Here is a 7,421-nt window from a genome sequence, read left to right on the forward strand (position 1 = left end):
CCCGAAGCCGAACCGACGCGCACGATACCCACAATGAACGCGGAGAACGCGACGCAGAGCAAAGGGCGCCACAACTCGGAAACCGCTTCGCGGCACCGATCGCGTCGCTGATCGGGAACCGTGTCGAACATGGGATGCACCTTCGGAGCGCATTTCCATGCAGCACAGGTTAGCGCCACCGCCGCGCTGACGAACACGAACAGCGACATCCACGGTACTGCATCGGCGGGCAAAACCTCAACAGCGAAAAACAGCAACGCCGAAATCCCAGCGGCGGCAAACACGACGATACCGGCCGTGAACACCTTTTGCGCAGCCACGATTTCCTGCAAGGCGCCGAACATGATCCCGCTTCCCCATCCGAAGCACGCGCCCACCACGACAAGCGACCACTCGGACGAAACCACGCCGCCATGCTGCAAGGCAACCAGCAGCGAACCCGCAAGAAAAAGCCCCAGCGCCAGTATCGGAGAACGCCACAGCCGAGCCTTCGGCCAATAGAAGGCGGCCAAGCCGGAAACCGCAAGCGAGAGAGGCAGGGTCGCGCTTCGCACGAAATACTCGAGCATGAAAGAGCCCGGATCCACCTGCCCGGTCAGAAACCGCACATACCCTCCCCACAGCGTCACCGAGGTGCACGCCAGGAAGAACCCATAGGCGAGCGCGGCCAGCACCTGCTCTCGCTTCATGTTTTTCAGAATGAATCTCATGGATCCGCACCTCCCCTCCGCGCGCGAACAGCATGCGCTCGAACTTCCGCGCCAGCTGTCCGCGCGCCCATTGTACCGCACCCCTCGACCTCCTTAGCGGACGCTCGCGATGTCCGACCTTCTGGACGAAAAACCACCTAGGCTGGGTGAGGCCTTGTTTTCCCTGATCGATTAGGCTGCGATCAGTCCAAGGCGCAAACAGCGCCCGCAAGGCAAGCAGCGCCTTGGTGAGATAAGCTAGGAAAGGGAGTTCATCATGGAGGGAAATCTGAACCGTCGCAGCTTCGTCAAAGGGGCGGCATTGAGCGCTGCAGGCCTCATTGCGGGAGGCGCGCTGGCCGCATGCTCGCCCGCAGCAGGAACATCCGAAAGCAAGTCCGACTCCGCCCAAACGACGGGCGCGAACAACGCCGAACAGCGGTGGAGCTTCGAGATCGCGCCCGATCCTATCGGCGACGACCTCGTCACCGAAACGGTTGAAACCGATGTCGTGGTGGTGGGAGGCGGCATGAGCGGTCTGGTCGCAGCTGCATCATGCGCTGAAAACGGATTGAAGGTGACGCTCATCAGCGCGTCGAAGGCTCCTGTGAGCCGCGGCGGATCCAACAACGGCGTGTATTCGAAGGTCATGGAAGAGATGGGCATCCCCCGCATGGATCCCACGTGGTTCTACCGCAAGGAGTACCTCGCCAACGGCGGCAACTTCAAACCGGCTCTGTGGTACAAGTTCTACAACAACTCCGAGGAGGCCATCAACTGGATCATCGACATCGCGGCCAAGGCCGGCATCAAGACCACCATCGAGTCGGGTCCGGAATACAAAGAAGGCGACCCGATGTTCACCCCGCCCGCAGCTCACGCGTTCTACGTTGACGACAGCGAGCTGAAAGGATCCATCGGAAACGGCGAAGGGCATATCGCTGCGGAGATGGGGAGGTACGTGGCCGAAGACCTGGGAGTAGACGTGCGCTGGAACGTCAAAGGCGAGCAGCTGGTTCGCGGCGGCTTTGCCAACGGCACGGAAGGTCGCGTGGACGCGATCATCGCGTCCGATGCCGACGGCGCCTACACCAAATACGTCGGCACCAAAGCCGTCATCATGGCAACCGGCGACTTCTCCCATGACAAGGACATGATGGAGCGCTATTGCCCCCAGGCCGTCGAGCTGTGCGATTTCACAACCGATATCAACTACGATCAGGGCATTTGGATGGGCGGGCTCATGCCCGGAGACGGCCACAAAATGGAGCTTTGGGTGGGCGGCGCCTGGCAAAAGGAGCCCAACAACATCATGCTCGGCCGCCCCAACCTTCCCGGCGACCAACCTTACACGAGCCACACCGGCCTCATGGTGGACAACATGGGACAGCGCTTCATGAACGAGGACGCGTTGGGAGGCCTCGCCTGCGCGACCATCATGCATTTGCCCGAGAAGACCGCCTATTGCATCTGGGGCGCTAATCGCGCCGAAGCAGGTGGGCCCTGGGGCGCCATCAACTACCCTCACGGCGAATACTTCACGACGGAAGAGGTTATCGAACGTTGGGATACGGATGCCGACGGCTTCGGCATCGTCAAGGCAGACACGCGCGAAGAGGTCATCTCGAAGCTCGGCTTGCCGGCGGCGACTATCGACACCGTCGAGCGCTACAACAAGATGTGCGAAGCAGGCGTGGACACTGATTTCTACAAGACCGCCGACAAGCTCATCTCCATTGGAGCAGACGACGGTCCCTTCTACGGCGCATCCTTCTCTCCCGGCTTCCTGACTTCTTTGGGCGGCCTGCGCACCGACAGCGATCTTCGGGTGCTCGACGAGAACGACCAGCCGATCGAAGGCCTGTTCAACGCCGGATGCATGATCGGCAACTTCTACTCCGGCACCTACACGTTCGCGATGGAAGGCATGAACTACGGAGCCACCTGCATTACGCTGCCCTACGTTTTGGGCAAGGATCTAGGTTCTGGCAAGCTCAACTAACCTGTACGCACCCCTCCTCCCCAAGCGCGTCGTCCGGGTCCCGCTGGATCGGGTCGACGCGCTTTGCTGCGTGCGTTCGACGGCGCCCGTGCGAAAAGGCTTGCCGTTTCTGGCAGGTTTCGGCCGAAAGCGAGGCAACGCTGCGCACGCGAAAAAAATGCGGGTGCAACGCGCTTGCGCTGCACCCGCATCAGGGAGGGGATGAAGGAGGAAAGGGTCTAGGCTTTCAGGTACGCCGCCGCGCTCTGGGCGCCGATGCGACCCCACGTGAAGCAGTTGGAAAGCGTGAATCCCATGTAGGCGGAGTTGCAGCTAGCCTCGCCGCCCACGAACAGGCCCGGCATCACTTCGCCATCAGCACGGATGACCTCGCCCTGCTCGGTGCGAGCCACGCCGCCGTACGTGATGATCTCGCACGGCACGACGGGCACGGCCAGGAAAGGAGCCTCCAGCTTGGCCGTGGGGAAGCCGCCGATCTCGCGGTCCACGCCCGAGTCCACCGCAGCGTTGTAGGCCTCGATGGTCTCGGCAAGCGCTGCGGCATCCACGCCCATGTTGGCCGCGAGCTCAGTCGCATCGGCACCCTTGATGTATTCGAGTCCTTCGCCGCGCTTCACTTTGCCGCCGGCTGCCGCCACCGTGGCCTCGTCGGAGATCTCCCATACGTAGCCCATGCCGTCGCGATGGATCTTGTCGAAAATGGGGCCGTTCAGATCTTGGCTCATGAACCCCTTTTTACCCTCGTCGACGAAGCGCTTGCCGTCGGCGCCCACCAGTATCATGTTGGGAAGATTGGTAAAGCCGTTGAGGTTCGCGCTGGCCGAAGTGCCGTCATGCTCGCTCATGATGGTGTAGTCCTTCACCACGCACATCATGTCGTTGGTGTGCGACAGGAGCGCGCCTGCGTTCGAAGCGGCCACCAGGCCCTCGCCCTCGCAATTCGGGTGCCCGATGCCGAACGTACCCGCCTTCTCGGGATCGAAGCGCGCCGCCAGCTCGGCGTTGTGGGCGTAGCCGCCGGTGGCGATCATGACAGCGCGCGCCTTGATACGCTGCGTCTTTCCCTTCGCCTCGACCACCGCGCCTTCCGTCTTGCCCTCGGCGTCCAGCAGGACCTCCACCAGCTTCGTGCCCTTCTGGATCTCCACGCCCAGCTGGTCCAGGCAGGCGGTGAAAGCCGTGACGAAACCGCCGCCCGCGCCGTCGACGTTATGCATCATTTGCAGGGGGCCGTAGTAGATGTCGATCTGATCCGTGAACTTGACGCCCACGCGGTCGATCAGCCAGTCGATGGTCTTGCCGCTGTTCTCCACCGTGATCTTGGTGAGCGCCGGGTCAAGATGATACGACGCGTTGTTCATCAGGTTCGCATACATCGCGTCGTAGGTGAGCTCGACGCCCTGCGACTTCTGCAGCTGGGTATCCCAACCGGCAATCATGCCCTGGGACATAGCCGTAGTGCCGCCGATCTGGTCACCCTTTTCGATGATCAGCACGTTCTCCACGCCATTGTCCTTGGCTTCGACCGCGCACGCCATGCCGGCGCCGCCGCAGCCGCACACCAGCAGGTCGACCTCAGCATCCCAAGCACCCTCGGAACCTGTGGGCTTGTCGCCTTGCGGAGCGCAGCCCGCAAGCGCGCCCAATGCGAGCGCTGCGCCGCCCAGCGCCGCACCGCCGATGAAGTTGCGCCGTGAAATTCCTTCGTTCATGACATCCCTCCTGTTGCTCGGGCCGAACCGCCGCTCCTGCGGGCACAATGCCCTCCCCTGGCGACCGTTCAGTTTCGATTGCTATCCTTGTCGTCGGAACTCTTCCCGCCCTACTTGACGACCCGCTCAGCATAGGCCGGAGAACAGGCGCGACGCATCTCCCATTCTGGGTCGAATCGGCGACTCGACCCCTCCCTCATTTTGGGTTGAATTGCCTCCAGCAGGGCTTTTTTGCACGAACAGGGGTTGGCAGAGAGACGATACTATCGGACAATGAGCGCAGATTCGGCGACGTATCGAGGGGAGGGGTCGGCCGATGGATGTTTCGCGCTTCGACAAGCGCCGTCTGCTCGTCGCGCGCTGCGCGCTTGGATTCGCCTCGTTCAAAGTCGCCCAGTCGTCCCTATACTCCACGGCCATGCTGACGTCGGAAACGACCACCGTCCTCATAGCGGGATTGGACTTCAGCATCGCGTCGGCTGCTTTCGTCGTCCTCACGGAGGCGGTCATCGTCGCGCTGGCCCTGCTTGGTCGGCTGCCCAGGCTATCCATGCCAGTGGTCGCGCCCTCGTTGGTGCTGGCGGCCACCGCGGTGTTGTCGTACAGCGGCGCTCTCTCGTCCGTCGATCCAGCAGTCTCGCTGATGGCGCTTGCTTTCGCGCAGGGAACCGCCACGGTCATGCTCACGTTGGCTTGGGTAGAAATCATGACGCAAATGGAGCTCACCACCAGCATGAAGACGCTGGCCTCGTCGATGCTGCTGGCCGCCGCGGTCACCTTGGCCTTGCAGAACAGCCCTTCGCTGGTCATGCTTCCCTGCGTCGTGGCGACGCTTGTGGCGAGCGCACTGCTCTATCGACGCGCGAAAGGAATTGCAGGCAACGCGCTTGCCAGCGGCAAGACGAAGGGAGGCGACGAGGTGACGGCGGGCGCGGAGCAGAAGAGGGATCGAACCTCCCTGCGACCGTACCTTCGGGGATTCGTGTCCATCGGGGAAGACCTGCTGTCGCTGCTGGTGCTCGGATGCGTCGTGGGCATCATCAACGGATTCATGGTGGTGCAGCACTACGACTTCGACGGCTCGTCTTTGGCATCGGCGATGGGCATCGCCGCAGCCTCGATGGCGTTCTTCGTCATGGCATACGGCTTTCCGAAGACGTTCAGCGCTTCCCGCGCTTATCGCGCGCTTTTCCCCCTGCTCACCGGCGTGCTGATCATTTGGCCGTTCGCGAACTTCCAGTACAGCTACTTCGTGGGCGCGGCGTTCGTCGCCGGTCACAGCCTGATCTCCACCAGCGTGATGTACCTCATCATTCGCGAAGCGCACGAAAGCGATTTGAACCCGTATGCGTTCATGGGTGCGTCGGTGCTGTTGATCAGGCTTGCATCGGTGTCGGGAATCGTAGGCGGCACGGTTATCGCGGGGCTCGATCTCAACCCGTCGTTCAAGACGATGCTGGTGTTCTGCATCGCGTTGTACCTGCTTTCCATCGTCCTGCTATTCATGCTGCGCATCAGGAAGCGCTCGGAACGCGAGCAACGGCCGGCCGCGTCCGGCGAGCCCGTCCGAGGCGAAGACGCATTCGACGCCAAAGGCACCGAAGTGACGGTTCGGCATGGCCTGACGGACCGCGAATCGGAAATCCTCCTGCTGCTGGCTCGCGGCAGGAGCTCCACCTATATCGGCGAGGCTCTGTACCTGTCTCCCAACACCGTGCGAGGACATATCAAGAACATCTACGCGAAGCTGGGCGTACACTCCAAGCAGGAGATAATCGACCTGTTCACCGCTTGACCTCCACGAAAATGTCCTAAAAGGGGCCTGTTCCCTTTTAGGACATCCGTAGCGTCGAACAGCCGGTAGAACCGCCTGCCTCGCTCCATCCCTAACATCCAAAGGCCGCCTTTCGCTATAGAGCCCTAGCCGATGCCCACGAAAACGCCCCGGATGGGAATTGCCCCTTTTAGGACGTTAGATCTTATACATCATCTGGAAGACGTCTTCGCGCTGGACGATGATTTGGACACCCAGGGATTCGCCCACAGCTTCCAGCTTCTCCTGCACCGTGTTGAAGTCGGCGACCTCGGGATTGAGCGTGGTCAGCATGGTCATCGAGAAGATGTCGTCCAGAATGGTCTGGCTGATGTCGTCGATGTTCGCGCCGCACGCGGCAAGCGCGGTGGCAACCTCCGCGACGATGCCGCTGCGGTCCTTGCCCAGAACGGAGACTACACACTTCATTGGCTGGTTCCTTTCCTTGCCTGCTGCGCTACCTGATTGCGAACGAATGTTTCATGTGAAACATTCGCGATGGCCCTTTCGGGGCGCGCCCTAGTTCCGTCGCGCGAAGATGAGCGACAGCGCCTCGGCGCGCGTCGCCTGGCTTTTCTCGAAGGCTCCGCGCACGGCGCTGGTGGTGGTGGTCGTGCCGGGCTTCTTCACACCGCGCATGCTCATGCACATGTGCTCGGCCTCCAAAACCACGATCACGCCCTGCGGGTGCAGCTGCTCGATCAGCGTGTCGGCGATTTGCGAGGTCAGACGTTCCTGCACTTGCGGGCGCTTCGCGAACGCATCCACCAGGCGCGCGAGCTTCGACAATCCGCAGATGCGTCCATCGGATGCCGGGATGTACGCCACGTGCGCCACGCCGAAAAACGGCGCGAGATGATGTTCGCACATGGAATAGAAGGGGATGTCGCGCACGAGAACCATTTCCTCGTGGTGCTCGTCGAACGTGGTTTCGAAATGCTGCGCCGGATCCTCGGTGAGGCCCGCGAACACCTCTTCGTACATCTTCGCCACGCGCTCGGGAGTTTTGACCAGGCCCTCGCGGCCGGGATCCTCGCCCACGCCTTCGAGGATCAGCCGCACGCCCTCTTCGATTTTCGCTCTATCCATAACCGTCTTTCTGCCGTCATACAACGAGAAGCATCATACCATGAGCGCTCTTTCCGCTGAGGCACACGCCACAGGGACTCTAGATGACGCGGTGTCCGCGAACGCCGTTGCAGAAC

Annotated in this window: 5 protein-coding genes and 1 pseudogene; 2 read left to right on the forward strand and 4 right to left on the reverse strand. The window is 61.7% G+C overall.

Annotated features, from left to right (window positions below; genetic code table 11):
- Positions 1-689, reverse strand: a pseudogene (locus tag ACMO6A_RS08170) (LuxR family transcriptional regulator); the annotation flags it as partial.
- A 277-nt stretch (positions 690-966) separates the two neighbouring features.
- On the opposite strand from ACMO6A_RS08170, the gene ACMO6A_RS08175 reads away from it, so the two are divergent.
- Positions 967-2,691, forward strand: coding sequence for an FAD-dependent oxidoreductase (locus ACMO6A_RS08175; RefSeq protein WP_009609022.1), 1,725 nt, complete (start codon positions 967-969; stop codon positions 2,689-2,691).
- A 218-nt stretch (positions 2,692-2,909) separates the two neighbouring features.
- On the opposite strand, the gene ACMO6A_RS08180 is transcribed toward ACMO6A_RS08175, so the two are convergent.
- Positions 2,910-4,403 carry an FAD-dependent oxidoreductase gene (locus ACMO6A_RS08180; RefSeq protein ID WP_009609014.1) on the reverse strand — a complete coding sequence of 498 codons (1,494 nt, stop codon included), beginning with the start codon at positions 4,401-4,403 and terminating at the stop codon, positions 2,910-2,912.
- A 316-nt stretch (positions 4,404-4,719) separates the two neighbouring features.
- Here ACMO6A_RS08180 and ACMO6A_RS08185 point away from each other — a divergent pair, with 316 nt between their 5' ends.
- Positions 4,720-6,198 carry a response regulator transcription factor gene (locus ACMO6A_RS08185; protein ID WP_418471067.1) on the forward strand — a complete coding sequence of 493 codons (1,479 nt, stop codon included), beginning with the start codon at positions 4,720-4,722 and terminating at the stop codon, positions 6,196-6,198.
- Positions 6,199-6,375: 177 nt separating this feature from the next.
- Here ACMO6A_RS08185 and ACMO6A_RS08190 read toward each other — a convergent pair whose 3' ends face one another.
- On the reverse strand, positions 6,376-6,645 hold the full coding sequence (locus ACMO6A_RS08190; RefSeq protein ID WP_009609009.1) for an ACT domain-containing protein: 270 nt from the start codon (positions 6,643-6,645) through the stop codon (positions 6,376-6,378).
- Positions 6,646-6,735: 90 nt separating this feature from the next.
- A complete protein-coding gene (gene folE / locus ACMO6A_RS08195; RefSeq protein ID WP_009305704.1) occupies positions 6,736-7,305 on the reverse strand; it encodes a GTP cyclohydrolase I FolE in 570 nt (189 codons plus the stop codon).
- Between the last annotated feature and the right edge of the window lie 116 nt (positions 7,306-7,421).

Origin of the sequence: Eggerthella sp., assembly GCF_048329335.1 — a bacterium.
Classification (GTDB): Bacteria; Actinomycetota; Coriobacteriia; order Coriobacteriales; family Eggerthellaceae; genus Eggerthella; species Eggerthella lenta.